A 15754-nucleotide genomic window follows, 5' to 3' on the forward strand; every position below is an offset into this window, starting at 1 on the left:
GAATGAAAGGCAGTATCGGCACCCTGGTCGCGGCGACGTTTGCAGAGGACCTGCTGTTCAGCGTACTCTTCCTTTGCCTGCTGTCGAGCCTGCAGTTTCCGGCGGATCGGGCGCGCATCGGCAACCGGCTGGCGAACATTGCCGGACTGCTGGCGCCGTTCTCGTTCACGCTCTATGTCATCCACTACCCCCTGATTCACCTGGCCGAGTTCTTGCACGACCCGATCGGGGGGCAAACGCTATCGACAACTGACCCCGCGTCCCTGCTCGTGTACGGGGCGCTGTTCGTCGCCATCGTGGTGTTCGCCTACCTGTTCCACCTGCCCTTCGAAGCGCACACCTACCGGCTGCGGCGTTTCGTCAAGCGGATGGTGCTGGCGCCTGCGGGCGAGCCCTCCTATGGCCAACGGTGACAAGGGCAGGCGCAGGAGACCGACCGGCTAGCCTTGCGGACTCTCGCTCATCTGCCGGCAGTATTTGCCGAGGTGCTCCGGCAGGTCAGCCGGACATACACCGCATTGCTGGTTGCCGGGAACCGCATAGTCGATAAACTTTGGGTACGGCAGCTTGAGCTCCCCCATGATCTGCCGGAATTCTTCGATCGACCGGTCGGCCCCGAGTCGGGGATTGCGCTGCTTCTCCTGCATGATCGAGGAGACCCACCTTTTCTGATAATCGTGCGCCGGGTAGACCAGGGTTTCATCGGGCAGCGCGAACAGCTTTCCCCGTACGCTGTGATACAGCGCATCCGTATCGCCCTGCTGGAAGTCGGTGCGCCCGCATCCCTCGATCAGCAAGGCGTCGCCGGTGAATACACGGTCGCCCAGGACATAGGCAAAATGTCCCGACGTGTGGCCCGGCGTATGCAGGGGCTGGAATTGCAACGATCCGATCCTGAACGGCACCCCTTCCTCTAACTGGACGTCCGCACACTCGACGCGCTCCGCGGCCGGCGCCGCGATTCTGCTCCCGACCAGCCTCTTGAGTTCCAGCGCAGCCGTGATGTGATCGGCATGGACGTGGGTGTCGATGCTGCAGGCCAGCGTCAGGCCCAGGCGCCGCAGCTCCTCCAGATCGCGTTCCACCGTCACGATCACAGGGTCGACCAGGACCGCCTGTCCGGTCTCGGGGCAGCCGATCAAATAGGTATATGTGCTCGACAAGGGTTCGAAAAGCTGACGGAAGATCATGCGGTTCTCCTCGACATGCATGGCTGGGCTTCGCTTTCACACGGCGCCCCGAGGGCGCTATCCGATCACCGCAGTATAGGATGCCGAGACGCTATCCGGCGCAGCGATGCGCTAGCGCGAGGCGGCGATCGCTGCGAACGACGGCTGGTCGCTGGCCTCGCCGTCCGGCCGGTTGCACACCAGGGTGGCGAAGCCCTGCCCCTTCAAGCGTGCGACGTCGGCCGGCGCGAGCTGCGCGGCGACCGCATAGCCCTTGCCGAGATAACGGATGTCCATGCTGTCCTCCATGGGATCAAAATAGAAAACTACAATATATTGTAAAATATATTGTTTTCAGATATAATGTAAAACAGTAGATTGAACGAGGTCTCTTCATGCCAGACACGCAACAACTCGATTTGCAGCAGATGCGCAATGCCGCCGCCCAAGCCTGCGCGCTCCTGAAGGTATTGGGCAATCCCGACCGCCTCCTGCTGCTGTGCCAGCTGAGCCAGGGTGAATACGCGGTGGGCGAGCTCGAGACCCTGCTGGGCATCACGCAGCCCACCTTGTCCCAGCAACTCGGCGTGCTGCGCGAAGAACGGCTGGTCAGCACCCGGCGCGAAGGAAAGCAGGTTTTCTACCGGATCGACAGCGAGGCAGCGCTGGCGCTCATGCAGGTGCTCTACCAGCAGTTCTGCCTGCCAGACCAAGGAGTCAAACCATGAACATCGACTGGGTCCATTTCACCCCCTGGAGCTCGCTCGCCGGCGGCTTGACCATCGGCGCCGCCGCGGCGGCCTTCATCCTGCTCAACGGCAGGATCGCGGGCATCAGCGGCATCCTCGGCGGCCTGCTGCGGCCATCCGGCGGCGACGTCGGCTGGCGCATCGCCTTCCTGCTCGGCCTGGTCGCCGCGCCGCTCGCCTACGGCGCCGTGTACCCCCTGCCGGTGCCGACCGTCGACGCTGGCGAACTCACGCTGGTCGCCGCCGGCCTGCTGGTCGGCGTGGGCACGCGCTACGGCGCCGGATGCACCAGCGGCCACGGCGTGTGCGGCCTGTCGCGCCGCTCGCCGCGCTCGCTGGCCGCCACCGCGGCCTTCATGCTGGCCGGCTTTGCCACCGTCTTCGTGGTACGCCATCTGCTTGGATAAGGAGAATCACGATGCACATCCTGACAGCACTGCTCATCGGACTGATCTTCGGCATCGGACTGATCGTGAGCGGCATGAGCGACCCCGCCAAGGTCCTCGGCTTCCTCGACCTCACAGGCAACTGGGATCCCTCGCTCGCCTTCGTGATGGGCGGCGCCATCCTGGTGAGCGCGCCGGCGTTCTGGTTCGCGGGCAAGCGCGAGCGCGCGCTGCTGGGCGCGCCCATGCGCCTGCCCACCGCGAGCCGGATCGACCGCCGTCTCGTGCTCGGCTCGCTCGCCTTCGGCGCCGGCTGGGGCCTGGCCGGCTATTGCCCGGGTCCGGCGCTGGCCTCGCTCGCCACCGGCGGCACGAAGCCGCTCGTGTTCACGATTGCCATGGTGGCCGGCATGGCGATCTTCGAGCTGATCGAGTGGGCCCGCGCCAGCCGCATCGCCCGGAGCGCCTGAACCATGCCTGCGCCAGTCCCCATCCAGCCAACAGGCATGCGGCGCGGGCCGTCATGCTGACCGCCGCCGCGCTCGGGCTGGTCGTTGGCCTGATCCTGGCGCTGACCGGCGCCGGCGGCGGCATCCTGGCGGTTCCGCTGCTGGTCTTCGGCACTGGCGCCGGTGTCGCCGAAGCCGGCCCGATCGGCCTGCTCGCGGTGGGCGTGGCGGCCGCGCTCGGCGCCGTGCTGGGCCTGCGCGCCGGCATTGTGCGCTACCGCGCCGCCCTGCTCATCGCCGCCGCCGGCATGGTGCTCGCGCCGGCCGGACTGTGGGCGGCGCGCGCGGCGGACGCCCGCTGGCTGGGGGTGCTGTTCGCCCTGACCCTGCTGTACGTGGCCTTCAGGACCTACCGCCAGGCCGCCGCGCCCGCATCCGACGCCGCCACCCAGGGCCAGGCGCCGTGCAAGCGCGGCGCGGCGGACGGTCGCTTCATCTGGTCCCGCCCGTGCGCGCGCGCCCTGGTCCTGTCGGGCGCCGCCGCCGGCTTCCTGTCGGGCCTGCTGGGCGTCGGCGGCGGCTTCGTGATGGTTCCCGTCCTGCAGCGCTATACCGACTTGCCGATCAAGTCGGCGGTCGCCACCTCGCTCGCCGTGATCGCCATCATTTCCAGTGCCGGCGTGGCCGCAGCGGCCGCCCAGGGCGCCGTCGACTGGCCGACCGCGGCGCCGTTCGCGGCGGGCGCGCTGGCGGGCATGCTCGGCGGCCGCTCGCTGGCGTCGCGCATTGCCGGGCCCCGGCTGCAACAGGGCTTCGCCCTGCTCTCGGCCCTGGTCGCCCTCGGGATGATCGGCAAGGCCTTTATCTGATTGATTATGCGTAAGGAGAACGCCATGAACATCAACCCCATCCAGCTGTTCGATGCCGAATCCTCGACCTTCACCTACATCCTGGCCGCGCCGGGCGAGTCCGATGCGGTGATCATCGATCCGGTCGAGCGCCACTGGGAACGGGACCTGCGCCACATCGAGCGCCTGGGCTTGCGCCTGCGCTACGTGCTCGAAACCCACGCCCACGCGGACCACGTCACCTCCGCCGGCCGCTTGTGCGAGAAGACCGGCGCGCTGGCCGCGGTGCCGAGCGGCTGCGGCATCCTGCCGGCCGAACTGCAACTGAACGACGGTGAACTGATCCGCTTCGGCAAGGCCGAAGAAATCCGCGTGCTGCACACGCCGGGCCATACCGCAGGCAGCATGAGCTATGTCTGGCGTGGCAACGTGTTCACGGGCGACACCCTGCTGATCGACGGCTGCGGACGGACCGACTTCCAGAGCGGCAGTGCGGACGCCCTGTACGACAGCGTCAACGAGAAGCTGTTCGCGCTGCCGGACGACACCCGCATGTGGCCGGCCCACGACTACAAGGGCCAGGCGGTGTCGACGATCGGATGGGAAAAGCGGCATAACGCGCGCCTGGCGGGTCGCAGCCGGGACGACTTCGTGCGCCTGATGGGGGAACTGAATCTGCCCAGGCCGACCCTGATCGATATGGCGGTGCCGGCCAACCAGAATCTGGGACTACCGCACGGGGCGTGACCCTCATGCGGTAAACGAAAAAGAGCTCCAGGGGTTGGAGCTCTGCTTCGGTATGCTTGGCGGAAGCGGTGAGATTCGAACTCACGAACGGGTTCCCCCGTCGGCAGTTTTCAAGACTGCTGCCTTCAACCACTCGGCCACGCTTCCCATGAGGAACCGGCATTATACCTAATTCATCCATGCCGGGCAGCGATTCTGCTCACTCCCTCAGCCCACCAGCAACCAGTTCTCCCGCAGACAACGCTCGAACTCTCCCGCCGGCAGCGGCTTGCTGTACAGGTAGCCCTGCACCTCGTCGCAGCCCGAGGCGCGCAGGAAGGCCAACTGCTCGAGCGTCTCCACGCCCTCCGCGATCACGCGCAGGCCGAGCTGCTGCGCCATGCTGACGATGGTTCCCGCGATCGCGCAGTCGCTCGGATCGTCCGGGATCCCGAAGGTGAACGAGCGGTCGATCTTCAGAGTGTCGATCGGGAAGCGCTTCAGGTAGGACAGGCTCGAATAGCCGGTGCCGAAGTCATCCAGCGACAGCGCCACGCCCAGCTGGTGGATGCGGTCCATGATCGCCGTCACGCGCTCGAAATCGTGCATCAGCGTGCTCTCGGTGATCTCCAGCTCCAGCCACGAGGCGTCCAGCCCGTAGCGCGCCAGGGTGTCGGCCACGCGGCCCGGGAGCGAAGGCGTGAACTCGCGCGCCGACACGTTCACCGCCAGGCGCAGCGGCGCGATGCCGGCGCGCTGCCAGATCGCGGCCTGGGCGCAAGCCTGCTCCAGCACCCACTCGCCCACCTGCACGATCAGGCCGGTGCTCTCGGCCAGCGGAATGAATTCGCCGGGGGGCACGATCCCGCGGGTCGGATGCACCCAGCGCACCAGGGCCTCGGCGCCGACCACGCGGTCGCTGCCGAGCTCGAACTTCGGCTGGTAATACAGGGTCAGCTCGCCGTTGCCGAGCGCCTGGCGCAGTCCGGATTCGATGCGCATGCGCTCCTGCATGCCCTGGTTCATGTCCTGGCTGTAGAAGGCGACGCTGCGGTCCGGGTTGGCGTCCAACTGCTTGGCGCGCTCCATCGCGATGTCCGCCAGCCCCAGCAGGGTCTCGGCCTCGCTGCCGTCCTGGGGGTAGACGCTGATGCCGATGCTGGCGCCCACGCGCAGGTCGTGGCCGCCGATCAGGAAGGGCGCATCCAGGGCCGCCTGCAGCTTCTGCGCCACCGTGGTGGCCTCGAAGTGCTGGCGGATGTCGAACAGGCCCACCGCGAATTCGTCGCCGGACAGGCGCGCCACCACGTCCTCGTCGCGCAAGGTGGCGCGGAAGCGCTGGGCCGCCTGGCGCAACAGTTCGTCTCCGATCCTGCGACCCAGGGTGTCGTTGATGCGCTTGAAGCGGTTCAGGTCGATGAACAGCACGCAGCCGGCCGCCTCGTTGCGCTGCGCGACCATCAGGGCCTGGTCGACCAGGCGCGCGAACAGCGTGCGGTTCGGCAGGCCGGTGAGTTCGTCGTAATAAGCCAGGTGGTGCAGCTGCTCCTCGGCCTGTTTTCGTTCCGTGATGTCGGTGAGGTAGGCGATCAGGCCGATCGGACGTTCGGCCAGGTCGCGCAAGGGCGACAGCGACAGGCTGGCCCAGAACACCTCGCCCGATTTCTTCCGGCGCCGCACTTCCATCATGCGCCCGCCGTTCTCCGCGAAATCGTCGTCGAAGCCGTCGTCCTCGTCGGCGTACAGGAACAGGATGTTGCGGCCGATGGCCTCCAGCGCGGTATAGCCGAACAGCTCCTCGGCGCCGCGGTTCCAGCTGGTGATGTAGCCCATCTGGTCCATGGTCAGCACCGACTCGTGGATCTGGTCCAGGATCTGCGACTGGTGCGCCAGCTGCGCCTCCATCTGCGCATAGGCATGGGTCGAGCGCACCGCCAGCGAATGCACCTGCAGCAGCGAGGCGGTCAGGTGGGCCAGGCCGGCCAGCCGGCGCGCATCGTCGCTGGTGTAGGCGTCGCGGCCCGCCACTTCGTAGACGCCGAACTGTTCCGACGCGCCTGCCACCGCCTGGCGCAGCACCTGGAACGTGCCCTGCAGGCCGCCGACGCCGGCGCCCGGCAGGAAGCGCCCGACCGGGCTGCCCAGCAGCGCGGCCGCGACGCGGCCCAGTTCATCGTAGAGGGCGGCGCCGCGCAGGCGCAGGACGGCGTCGCTGGCGGCGGTCGTGGCGCCGACGAAATCGAGTGATGCGTCAATCGCTACGAGCGCCTGCATGTCAGACATTCCGTCCCACCTGGATGGCCCAGTGATAGGCATTCAACTGGCTGTTCCACCAGTCGGCGGGATCGAGGCCCGCAGCGTTGAGGGCCTCGAGGGAGGGATGGGTTTCCGTCAGGCGCAACCAGCTACCCAGCTCGCCGCTGCGCGCCAGCAGCGCCTCGGAGACGTGCTCCGGCAGGTTCAGGTCGGCGACAATCTCGGCCATCGGCATGTGCAGCAAGCGGTCGAGCAGCGAGAACACGCCGGTCATGAAGGCCAGGTCGCACACGTCGCGCCCTCCCCCGCCCGCCTTGCACAGCGCTTCCAGCTGCGCCGCGCGGCGTGCCGCCAGCGGCAGCAGCAGGTTCGGCAGGCCGTCGGCCTGCTGGCGCGCGTACAGCAGCAGCTGCAGCCAGCGCTGCAACTGGCGCCGGCCGAGCAGGTTGATGGCCTGGTTGAAGCTGGTGATCTGGGTGCTCACGGCAAACGCGGCCGAATTGACCAGCTTGAGCAGGTGATAGGACAGGGTCGGGTCCTGCTTGAGCTGCTGCTCGAGCTCGCGCGAATCGGCGTCGCGCGACAGCAGGCCGAGCAGGGTCAGGATGCGCCGCCTCGAGCTGCCGTCCTGCCGGTCGGCGCCGGCCAGCAGCGGGTCGTACGGATAGTCGCCGCTGAACCAGTCGAAGCCGGCCATCTCGCTGTGCGTGAACGCGGCTGCGCTGTCGACGCGGCGCGCCAGGTGCGGTCCGAACAGCGCGGCCAGGCGCCCGGCCGGCTGCGGGTCGCGCACGCAGTCGCGCGCGATGGTGCGCAGCGCCGGCGGCGGCTTGACGCCTTGGGGCGGCGCTCCGTCCAGCCACAGGCGGTAGCCGAGTTCGTGCAGTTCGGTGAGGCGGCGCGCCACGCCGTCGTCAAGCAGGGCAGCGGCGGACACGACGAAGCCGATGCGGTTGGCCGGCATCAGGGCCAGTACCGGCGGACTCAAGGCGGCGGGATGGTCGAGCAGCAGGAGAGCGTCGAGCGGGGCGATCGCGGCCAGCAGGTCGGGATTGCCGAACACCGCCTGCAGGCGCTGCTGCAGGTCGATGCCGCCCTCGACCCGCAGGCAAAGCGCGACCCACTCGTTCTGCCCATTGGCGACCGGGTCGATTGCTACCAGCGGAAACGAGTGAGGGTCCAGCTCGGCCATTTTTATGCTTTCGAAACTCAGGCTCTGAGTGATATTCGGTCAATCTTATTCGACAGATTATCAGAAAGCAACATCTTTTATTTCTTTAGAGATACTTCATGTACATGGTCCGGCGTAACCGCGGTTGTCGGCCCGCTGGATGGCGAAGCGGATCAGTTCCGCCTGCCCTTCGATGCCGAGCTTGCGCTTGATGTTCAGGCGGTGGGTTTCGACGGTGCGCACCGACAGGTCGAGCACGCGGGCGATCTGCTTGTTCGACTGGCCGCCGGCGATCTGGTCCAGTACCTCCTGTTCGCGCGCGGTCAGGATGTCGCCGGATGCGGCCGGGCAGGCCAACTGGCGCGCCAGCGCGGCGCTATAGTAGATGCCGCCGCCCATCACGGTATCGATGGCCAGCACGATGTCCTTGCCCGGCGCATCCTTGAGCACGTAGCCGCGCGCGCCGGCCTGGATCGCCTGGGTGACGTATTCCGGCTTGTCGTGCATCGACAGGATCAGCACCGCGATGCCGGGATAGTGCTGGAGCAGGCGCGCGGTGGCGTCGATGCCGCTGCCGCCCTTCATGTTCACGTCCATCAGCACCAGGTCGGGCCGGCAGTCGCCGGCCTGCTCGATGGCTTGCTGGCCGGATCCGGCCTCGCCCACCACGCGCAGGCGCGGCGCGGCTTCCAGGCGCGCGCGCAGGCCGTCGCGCACCAGGGGATGGTCGTCCACCAGCAGGATCCTGATTTCCGAAGCTTCACTCATGTCTGCTCTTTCAAATCGATGCCGGCCACCACGCGGGTGCCGAGCGGCGAGGAATCGATCGCCAGCCGGCCGCCGATCGCTTCCATCCTTTCCATCATGTTGCGCAGGCCGATGCCGCGCTGCGGGTGCAGCGCGATGTGGTGGGGGTCGAAGCCGCCGCCATCGTCGGCGATGCTGAGCGTCAGGCAGCGCCCGCGCCGTACCAGGCTCACCTCCACCCGGTGCGCGCCGGCATGGCGTTCGACGTTGGTCAGCGCCTCCTGGGCGATGCGAAACAGCACCGTGCCGGCCATCTCGGGCAGGCTGTCCACCGTCCCTTCCGTTCGAAAGCGCACCGGCGTGCCGGTATGGCGCCCGAACTCGCTCGCCAGGTAGTCGAGCGCCGGCGCCAGGCCCAGGTCGTCCAGCAGCGCCGGACGCAGGTCGTGCGAGATGCGGCGCACTTCGCCCAGCACCGATTTCACCTGCTCCACGGTGCGCTCGAGCGCGCCGCGCGCCTGGCGCTGCTGGGCCGGGTCGCCGTCCAGGCGGATGATGCCCGCTTCGAGCTGCAGCTTGACCGAGACCAGCGCCTGGCTGATCCCGTCGTGCAGGTCGCGCGACAGGCGCGCCCGTTCGTCCTCCTGCGACTCGACCACGCGCTGGGCCAGCGCCTTGAGCTTGGCGTCGGCCACGCGCAACTCGCGCAGGTTGAGCACCACGCCGCCGCAGGCTACCGCGCTCGATGCCAGCACGGCCAGGCCGGCGATCCACAGCAGCGTTTCGCCGATGTTGCGCGACTGCTGGGCATCGACCTGGGCCAGCGCGGCCTCGACGTCGTCCAGGTAGATCCCGGTGCCCATCATCCAGCCCCAGTGCGCCACCGGCACCACGTAGCCGAGCTTGGGCGCCGCCCGATCCGAAGAAGGCTTGGCCCAGGTATAGCGGTGAAAGCCGCCGCCGGCGCGCGCGCGTTCGATCAGGCGCTGGATGGTCGGCACGCCCCTGGCGTCGACCCAGTTCCACATGTCGGTGCCGACCAGCTCGGGCTGGCGCGGGTGCATCAGGTTGCGGCCCCGCATGTCGTAGACGAAGAAATAGCCGTCCTCGCCGAAGCTCAGCGAACCGAGGATGCGCTTGGCCTCTTCCAGGGTGGCGGGGTCGCTGCGCCCCGACTGCACCAGGTGGCCGATCGCCTGCGTGGCCAGGGCCACGTAGTGGCGCAACTCGGCCTCCTTGCTGGCCAGGTAGGCGCGCTGGATGGTGGCGCGTTGCTGCCGGGCCAGCTCGGCGGCCTGCTGGCGCACGAACAGGGCGATGGCGCACAAGGCCACGATCAGCGGCCCGATCGCCAGCACGATCACCTTCTGCCTCAAGCGCATCCTGTTTCTCCCAACAATTCAGTCCAACATTTTACGAGGGAAATGGATGAATTGCCGGGCGCTCCTTCTACGTAGTACTACGCAGGCCCTGCGTAATGGTGCGCTTGTGGCGCTGATATTGGTGCAACATACTCTCCGGCAGGCTGTCCAAAAAACCGCCGGTCGAACGGGTACGCGACCGGCCACAAGAAGTCGTCAATCCATCCTCGGAGGAGCACCATGAAAAGCATGTCGAGCGCGCTCGGCTGGATCGCCCTGTCGATCCTGGGCGCATTTTCGCTCGGTTTCATCGCCGTCAAGCAAGGCGAGACCATCAACGCGATCTGGATCGTCGCAGCGGCAGTCTGCGTCTACCTGATCGCCTACCGCTTCTACAGCAAGTTCATCGCCTACAAGGCGCTGCAACTCGACCCCAAGCGCCAGACCCCCGCCTACAAGTACAACGACGGCCTGGACTACGTCCCGACCAACAAATACGTCCTGTACGGCCACCACTTCGCGGCGATCGCCGGCGCCGGTCCGCTGGTCGGCCCGGTGCTGGCGGCCCAGATGGGCTACCTGCCGAGCATGATGTGGATCCTGGCCGGCGTCGTCTTCGCCGGCGCCGTCCAGGACTTCATCGTGCTGTTCATGTCGACCCGCCGCGACGGCCGCTCGCTCGGCGACCTGATCAAGTCCGAGATGGGCGAGATCCCCGGCCTGATCGCGCTGCTGGGCACCTTCATGATCATGGTGATCATCCTGGCGGTGCTGGCGCTCATCGTGGTCAAGGCGCTGACCCACTCGCCGTGGGGCAGCTTCACCGTGATGGCCACCATCCCGATCGCGCTGTTCATGGGCCTGTATTCGCGCTACGTGCGCGTCGGCCGCATCGGCGAAGTGTCGATCATCGGCTTCGTGCTCCTGATGCTGGCCATCGTCGGCGGCCAGTGGGTGCACGAGTCGCCGACCTGGGGCCCGATGTTCGACTTCACCGGCACCCAGCTCACCTGGATGCTGATCGGCTACGGCTTCATCGCCTCGGTCATCCCGGTGTGGCTGCTGCTGGCGCCGCGCGACTACCTGTCCACCTTCCTGAAGATCGGCACCATCGTGGCGCTGGCGATCGGCATCCTCATCGTCGCCCCGGACCTGCGCATGCCGGCCGTGACCAAGTTCATCGATGGCAGCGGCCCGGTATGGTCGGGCAACCTGTTCCCCTTCCTGTTCATCACCATCGCCTGCGGCGCGGTGTCGGGCTTCCACGCGCTGATCTCCTCGGGCACCACCCCGAAGATGATCGAGAACGAGACCCACGCCCGCTTCATCGGCTACGGCGGCATGCTGATGGAATCCTTCGTGGCCATCATGGCGCTGGTGGCGGCGTCCACCATCGACCCGGGCGTCTATTTCGCCATGAACAGCCCGGCCGCCATCCTCGGCACCACCGCGCAGTCGGCAGCGGCCGCCGTGTCGCAGATGGGCTTCGTCATCACCCCGGAGACGCTCGAGCAGATGGCCAAGGACGTCGGCGAGAACACCATCATCTCGCGCGCCGGCGGCGCGCCGACCCTGGCCGTGGGCATGGCCCACATCCTGTCGAACGTGATCGGCGGCCAGGCCATGATGGCCTTCTGGTACCACTTCGCGATCCTGTTCGAGGCCCTGTTCATCCTGACCGCGGTGGATGCGGGCACCCGCGCCGGCCGCTTCATGCTGCAGGACCTGCTGGGCGCCTTTGCCCCCTCGCTCAAGCGCACCGAGTCGCTGCCGGCCAACCTGCTGGCCACCGGCCTGTGCGTGGCCGCCTGGGGCTACTTCCTGTACCAGGGCGTGGTCGACCCGCTGGGCGGCATCAATACCCTGTGGCCGCTGTTCGGCATCGCCAACCAGATGCTGGCCGGTATCGCGCTGATGCTGGGCACCTGCGTGCTGTACAAGATGAAGCGCGCGCAATACGCCTGGATCACGGTCGTGCCGACCCTGTGGCTGCTGGCCTGCACGCTCACCGCCGGCTGGCAGAAGATTTTCGCCGCCGATCCGAAGGTCGGTTTCCTGGCCCACGCCGACAAGTTCCAGGCCGCGCACGACGCCGGCACGGTGCTGGCCCCGGCCAAGACCATCGAGCAGATGGAGCGCATCATCTTCAACGACTACGTCAACGCGACGCTGTCGGGCTTCTTCATGTTCGTGGTGCTGGCGGTGCTGGTCTACGGTGTGCGCACCGTCATGGCGGCTCGGGCAAGCAACGCCCCGACCGCCAAGGAGACGCCGTACGTCGCCATGCCCACCGCACAGGTGCAATGATGTTCGGCGCCCTGCTGGAGGCTGGCAAGGAGGCGGGCAAGTACCTCGGGCAGAGCATGCGCCTGATGGTCGGCCTGCCCGAGTACGACACCTACCTGGCGCACATGGAACGTACCCATCCGGACCAGACGCCGATGAGCTACGAGGAGTTCTTCCGGGAGCGCCAGGAAGCGCGCTACGGCGGCAAGCGGGCGACCTGCTGCTGAAGTCTGCTTGCCGCAAGAGTAACAAGGGGACGCTGCGGCGTCCTCTTGTTATTTCAGCGACCGGCGGGAAGGCAGACCAGATTGATGGGCGCCGCGATGTCGTCGAAACGATGGGCGTCGGCCGAGCTCACCGTTTCGCCAGGGCTGCCGTCGGCCGTGAAGACCGTCATGGCGTAGCCCAGTTGTTCCAGCATCGCCACGTAGCCGGGCCCGGAGATGCCGCCGATCTCGCGCAGCGCGCGCGGGAAGAACTCGGTCAGGATGACCGGGGCATGCTCGGCAAGCGTCCTGGTGGCGCCGCGGATGATGTGCGGCTCGAAGCCCTCGACATCCATCTTGATGAAGCGGATGCGGCGGTCGTAGTCGACCGAATCGAGCGGCCGGATGCGGATGCGCTCGCCGTGCGCACCGGCCGAGATGAAGGAGCTCCCCGGGTTGGTCGCGTGCGCGCTCAGGTGGAAGGAGCCCTCGCCTTCGCTCGCGCCCAGGCCTGCGCGATGGAGCGAACAGCGCCCCTCGAAGCCGTTGGCGCGCACGCTGCGCGCCAGCATGTCGAAGGTGGTGCGCATCGGCTCGAAGGCATACACGCGGCCGCTCTCCCCCACCGCTCTGGCGGCCTGGAGCGTGAACACCCCGATGTTCGCGCCGGCGTCGATGACGCCGTCTCCTTCGCTAAGCCACGACAGCATGAAGTCGACCTCGGCGTTTTCCCAGTTGCCGTGCAGGACGCCGAACGAGACGAATCCGTCGAACAGGTTCACCCAGATCTGCAGGCCGCGGTAATCGGCCAGCACCCATTTGTCGTGGGGCCACAGGCCGATCTTGTCGCGGATGTCCCAGCGGAAGCGGTGGGAATCGAGCATCCTGAGCCCGACCTGGCGGATGTCATCGCAGGCCAGGTAGTCGTCGAGCGGCGTCAACTGGTCGCAAGGCCAGCCGAACAGGGCGGTATGAACGATGTTGATCTGGTCGATGAAAGGCGGGGCTGCCGGCGCCGCGGCCTGCGTCGCCGTGGCGGGGCCGGCCGGGCCGTCGGCTGGCCGCTTCCTGGGGAGTTGCAGGTTGTCGAGGATGCGCGTGGTCAGGTTCATGCTGGTCTCCTGGTCGTCGTGGCGGACCGGTCCTGCAGGGGTCCAAACGCTCCGAGTCTAGGCGCGAAGAGAGCGGCGGGCTTAGTGAAGATCAGAGGTGCACGAGGAAAGCGCACACGGTGCACGCACCCGGGATGATTATTTGCCCTAGGTACATTGATATCTGTCAACGCCACCCTCCCCCCTTGAACGTATATTTTTTTCTTGCGGGAATTTGCATTCCGCAAAGGAAGCCCTGCGTCGTCCGGTGCCGGGCCGCTCCGCCGTGCCTGCGGGATCAGAATGCCGAACTTCGAGCGCTCCAGCCTGAACCAGAAGCTGACCATCATCTCGCTGCTCTCGACCGCGACCGCCCTGCTGTTCGTGTTCGCGACCTTTGCCGCGACCTCGGTGGCGAACCACCGCAAGGACGAGGCGATGCAGTTGCGGACCTTCGCCCAGGTCATCGCGGCCAGCAGCGCCGACTACCTGCTGCTGCGCGACCGTGCGCGCGCCAGCAGTGCGCTCGGCGCGCTGGCGGCCAAGAGCGACATCGCCTCCGCCGTCCTGTACGACCGCAACGGCAAGCCCTTCGCGCAGTACGTCTCCGCCAGCGACAGCCCGACCGAAGACCTGGTGCCGCCCGAGGCGCTGGACGGCATCGACGCCGACGCCCTGGCCGCGGCCAGCGCCAGCGGCCAGTCGCTGCTGTCGCCGCGCATGCGCCTGTACCTGCCGGTGACGGCCGGCGAACTGCAGGTGGGCGTGGTGATGATCGAGACCGACCTGGTCGCGACCTGGATCGACATCCTCGCCGGCCTGGCGGTGATGGGCCTGGCGATGCTGGTCTCGCTGGTGGTCGCGGTGGCCATGGCCGGCCGCTTCAAGCGCAGCATCGCCGAACCCGTGACCAAGCTGATCCAGGCCGCGCAGAAGGTGTCGATCAGCCAGAACTACAGCCTGCGCATCCCCCACCAGCGCACCGACGAACTGGGGCAACTGATCGACAGCTTCAACACCATGATGGCCCAGATCGAGGACCGCGGGGCAGCCCTGCTGCACCACCGCGACGAGCTGGAACGCCAGGTCGGGGTGCGCACGGAGCAGCTGGAAAAGGCCAAGAACGCCGCCGAAGCCGCCAGCCGCGCCAAGAGCGCCTTCCTCGCCACCATGAGCCACGAGATCCGCACTCCGATGAACGGCGTGCTGGGGATGACCGAGATGCTGCTGGCGACCCCGCTCACCGAGGCCCAGCGCAACTACACCACCTTGGTCAAGCGCTCGGGCGAGCACCTCTTGGTGATCATCAACGACATCCTCGACTTCTCGAAGATCGAGGCCGGCAAGCTGACCATCGAGTACATCAACTTCAACCTGTGGGACCTGCTGGACGACCTCCACAACGTCTACACCCCGCAGGCGGCGGGCAAGGGCATCGGCTTCGACTTCGACATCGCCAACGACATCCCGGTGGCGATCTGCGGCGACCCGAACCGGCTGCGCCAGATCATGGCCAACCTGCTCGGCAATGCCATCAAGTTCACCGAGCAAGGCCGCATCCTGGCGCGGGTGCGCGTGGCCGGCGAAGACACCCAGTCGGTGATGCTGCGCTTCGAGGTGCACGACACCGGCATCGGCATTTCGCGCGAGGCGCGGGCGCGCCTGTTCGAGGCTTTCTCGCAGGCCGACGATTCCACCACGCGGCGCTACGGCGGCACCGGGCTGGGCCTGGCGATCTCGAAGCAGCTGGTGGAACTGATGGGCGGCGCCATCGGCGTCGACAACGCACCCACGCGCGGCTCGATCTTCTGGTTCACGGTCAGCTTCGACAAGCGCCGGGTCGACCCGGATGCGCCCGGCCACCGCCAGCACACGCTGGAGGGCCTGCGCGTGCTGGTGGTGGACGAACAGGAGGAAACCCGCGAAGACCTGGCCCAGCAGCTCCGGGCCTGGCGCGCCAGCGCCGACGGCGCCGCCAGCGCGGCCGCGGGCTACGAGCGCCTGCTGAGCGCGGCAAGAAGCGGCCGGCCCTACGACGCCGCCGTCATCGACATGGAAATGACCCACACCAGCGGCCTGGCGCTGGCCGCCTCGATCAAGGCCGATGCCGACGCGCGCGCCACCCACCTGGTGCTGGTCAGCCCCGAGCGCCTGGCGGCGGATCCGGTGCAGCGCCGCGCCGCCGGCGTCGCCTACCAGCTGGTCAAGCCGGCGCGCGCGGCCGACATGGTCGCCTGTCTGACCGCCTGCGCGGCGCGCCTGCATGCACCCGGCGGCACGGCGGGCCCGGCGCCGGACTGGGGGCCGCT

Annotated in this window: 16 protein-coding genes and 1 tRNA gene; 9 read left to right on the forward strand and 8 right to left on the reverse strand. The window is 67.5% G+C overall.

Features of this window, described 5'->3' with window-relative positions; genetic code table 11:
* The coding region (locus ACK4S9_RS22230) for a hypothetical protein (RefSeq protein WP_409729965.1) at positions 1-413 on the forward strand (413 nt) is incomplete at its 5' end.
* A gap of 27 nt (positions 414-440) precedes the next feature.
* On the opposite strand, the gene ACK4S9_RS22235 is transcribed toward ACK4S9_RS22230, so the two are convergent.
* Complete coding sequence (locus ACK4S9_RS22235; RefSeq protein ID WP_409729966.1) at positions 441-1190, reverse strand: MBL fold metallo-hydrolase; 750 nt, start codon at positions 1188-1190, stop codon at positions 441-443.
* 111 nt (positions 1191-1301) lie between these two features.
* Positions 1302-1466: a beta-lactamase hydrolase domain-containing protein gene (locus tag ACK4S9_RS22240; RefSeq protein WP_409729968.1), complete on the reverse strand. Its 165-nt coding sequence runs from the start codon at positions 1464-1466 to the stop codon at positions 1302-1304.
* Positions 1467-1564: 98 nt separating this feature from the next.
* Here ACK4S9_RS22240 and ACK4S9_RS22245 point away from each other — a divergent pair, with 98 nt between their 5' ends.
* Genes ACK4S9_RS22245 through ACK4S9_RS22265 form a run of 5 tightly spaced genes read left to right on the forward strand, consistent with a single transcriptional unit; the run spans position 1565 to position 4348 of the window.
* Complete coding sequence (locus tag ACK4S9_RS22245) at positions 1565-1897, forward strand: metalloregulator ArsR/SmtB family transcription factor (protein WP_409729969.1); 333 nt, start codon at positions 1565-1567, stop codon at positions 1895-1897.
* Positions 1894-2325 carry a YeeE/YedE family protein gene (locus ACK4S9_RS22250; protein WP_409729971.1) on the forward strand — a complete coding sequence of 144 codons (432 nt, stop codon included), beginning with the start codon at positions 1894-1896 and terminating at the stop codon, positions 2323-2325. Before ACK4S9_RS22245 ends, ACK4S9_RS22250 begins: the two co-directional genes overlap by 4 nt.
* Before the next feature lie 11 nt (positions 2326-2336).
* Positions 2337-2774, forward strand: coding sequence for a YeeE/YedE family protein (locus tag ACK4S9_RS22255; protein WP_409729973.1), 438 nt, complete (start codon positions 2337-2339; stop codon positions 2772-2774).
* 53 nt (positions 2775-2827) lie between these two features.
* Positions 2828-3622: a sulfite exporter TauE/SafE family protein gene (locus ACK4S9_RS22260; protein WP_409729975.1), complete on the forward strand. Its 795-nt coding sequence runs from the start codon at positions 2828-2830 to the stop codon at positions 3620-3622.
* A gap of 24 nt (positions 3623-3646) precedes the next feature.
* On the forward strand, positions 3647-4348 hold the full coding sequence (locus ACK4S9_RS22265; RefSeq protein WP_409729977.1) for an MBL fold metallo-hydrolase: 702 nt from the start codon (positions 3647-3649) through the stop codon (positions 4346-4348).
* A 57-nt stretch (positions 4349-4405) separates the two neighbouring features.
* Here the strand turns inward: ACK4S9_RS22265 and ACK4S9_RS22270 are convergent.
* The 5 genes from ACK4S9_RS22270 to ACK4S9_RS22290 all read right to left on the reverse strand — a co-directional run bounded on the left by ACK4S9_RS22270 (position 4406) and on the right by ACK4S9_RS22290 (position 9883).
* A tRNA-Ser gene (locus ACK4S9_RS22270) sits at positions 4406-4495 on the reverse strand.
* A gap of 60 nt (positions 4496-4555) precedes the next feature.
* Positions 4556-6601 (reverse strand): putative bifunctional diguanylate cyclase/phosphodiesterase, encoded by a 2046-nt coding sequence (locus ACK4S9_RS22275; RefSeq protein WP_409729979.1) that lies wholly within the window; start codon positions 6599-6601, stop codon positions 4556-4558.
* A gap of 1 nt (position 6602) precedes the next feature.
* Positions 6603-7775 (reverse strand): EAL and HDOD domain-containing protein, encoded by a 1173-nt coding sequence (locus ACK4S9_RS22280; RefSeq protein ID WP_409729981.1) that lies wholly within the window; start codon positions 7773-7775, stop codon positions 6603-6605.
* Between the two features lie 96 nt (positions 7776-7871).
* A complete protein-coding gene (locus ACK4S9_RS22285; RefSeq protein ID WP_409729983.1) occupies positions 7872-8522 on the reverse strand; it encodes a response regulator transcription factor in 651 nt (216 codons plus the stop codon).
* The gene (locus ACK4S9_RS22290) at positions 8519-9883 is read right to left on the reverse strand and encodes a cache domain-containing protein (RefSeq protein ID WP_409729985.1); all 1365 of its coding nucleotides are present in this window, start codon (positions 9881-9883) and stop codon (positions 8519-8521) included. Before ACK4S9_RS22290 ends, ACK4S9_RS22285 begins: the two co-directional genes overlap by 4 nt.
* A 219-nt stretch (positions 9884-10102) precedes the next feature.
* On the opposite strand from ACK4S9_RS22290, the gene ACK4S9_RS22295 reads away from it, so the two are divergent.
* Positions 10103-12169, forward strand: coding sequence for a carbon starvation CstA family protein (locus ACK4S9_RS22295; RefSeq protein WP_409729987.1), 2067 nt, complete (start codon positions 10103-10105; stop codon positions 12167-12169).
* On the forward strand, positions 12169-12375 hold the full coding sequence (locus tag ACK4S9_RS22300; protein WP_409729993.1) for a YbdD/YjiX family protein: 207 nt from the start codon (positions 12169-12171) through the stop codon (positions 12373-12375). Before ACK4S9_RS22295 ends, ACK4S9_RS22300 begins: the two co-directional genes overlap by 1 nt.
* Before the next feature lie 53 nt (positions 12376-12428).
* Here the strand turns inward: ACK4S9_RS22300 and ACK4S9_RS22305 are convergent, their stop codons facing one another.
* Positions 12429-13466, reverse strand: coding sequence for an FkbM family methyltransferase (locus ACK4S9_RS22305; RefSeq protein WP_409729989.1), 1038 nt, complete (start codon positions 13464-13466; stop codon positions 12429-12431).
* Positions 13467-13748: 282 nt separating this feature from the next.
* Between ACK4S9_RS22305 and ACK4S9_RS22310 the strand changes: the two genes are divergently transcribed.
* Positions 13749-15754 (forward strand): ATP-binding protein (locus tag ACK4S9_RS22310; protein ID WP_409729991.1); only part of this gene is annotated, 2006 nt, incomplete at its 3' end.

It is taken from the genome of Massilia sp. (assembly GCF_046293535.1).
Classification (GTDB): domain Bacteria; phylum Pseudomonadota; class Gammaproteobacteria; order Burkholderiales; family Burkholderiaceae_D; genus Telluria.